The organism is Streptomyces sp. NPDC037389 (assembly GCF_040636475.1).
GTDB lineage: Bacteria > Actinomycetota > Actinomycetes > Streptomycetales > Streptomycetaceae > Streptomyces > Streptomyces hesseae.
Genome location: NZ_JBEZUS010000087.1, coordinates 1 through 1,063, shown reverse-complemented (window position 1 = coordinate 1,063; position 1,063 = coordinate 1). Strand labels below are relative to the sequence as shown.

1 protein-coding gene is annotated in these 1,063 nt (G+C 69.6%); it reads right to left on the bottom strand.

What is annotated here, in order from left to right:
* A partial coding sequence (locus tag AB0E98_RS33945) for a helix-turn-helix transcriptional regulator (protein ID WP_361710368.1) occupies window positions 1-896 on the bottom strand: 896 nt, incomplete at its 3' end.
* Window positions 897-1,063: the final 167 nt, after the last annotated feature.

Sequence of the window (1,063 nt, the reverse complement as noted above, 5' to 3'; positions counted from 1 at the left end):
CGCTGTGCGGCGAGACCACGGATCCGTGACGGCAGCACGCCGCTCTGCGCCCGGCGGGCCAGCGCGACGGTCTGCTCGGCGTCCCCGCGGTACAGGGTGACCAACGCCCTGCGGACCAGCGCATAACCGGCCAGTGCCTGATCACCGCCTGCGGCGGCCAGGTCGACCGCACGCTGCGTCCACCACAACGCCCCACGCTCGTCCCCGGTCTCCTGCACCAGCCAGCCCACGTACTCGGCGTACCGGGACCCGAGTGCCAGCAGGTGACGTCTGGTGCCGCTGTCGCTCTGCCCCGACAGTTCTCGCAGCGTGTGTGTCTGTGCGATGAGAACAGGCAGGAGCAGGCCGGGTTCCACGGCCTGACCGAGTCTGCGGTAGTGCGTGAACAGTAAGCGTGAGGCCTCCAGCATGCCGGTGCCGGCGGCCGGGGAAGCCGGACCCGATCCGTCCGACCTCCAGGTCATCAGCGCGGCGGCACCGGCATTCATCACCTCACGCCGGCCCACGTGCCCGAACGAGCTCGGGCCGTCCGGTGACAACTGCATCATCCAGTTCTCCTCCTCGACCCGGCCCGGCGCCGACACGGTGGACGAATCGACAGTGGCAGGGGTGCTCAGGGCGATCAGGGCCCCGTCGGCACCGAGTGCGGCGTCGCACAGCCGAGCGAGATCACGGCTGGGTGCCTTGATGTCCCGCTCGACTTTGCTGAGCTGCGCTTTGCTGTAGTGCACGAGACGGGACAGGTCGGTAAGGCTCAGTCCGGCCTCCAGGCGACGCTTCCTCAGTTCCTCGCCGAACGGGGTGGACGGGTGTGGCACAGGAACCTCCCAAGCCCGCTCGTCCGGGCTGAGGCGGTACTGCACGGAAGAGTGCGGCAACAACTCCCGGACGAACAAGGCGATCGACGCTGTTTCCCGTTTCCTTCTCCGGCTGCGGGGCGCGGCAAGCTCGCACGGGGCAGTTGGGTTCCTCAAGGGCCGGTGCCGGGCCGGACCGGCGCACCAGGGGCCACAGCGGGGGCCGGGGAGACGGTCTTCGGTGAGGTCATGGGTGCCGGTGGGGA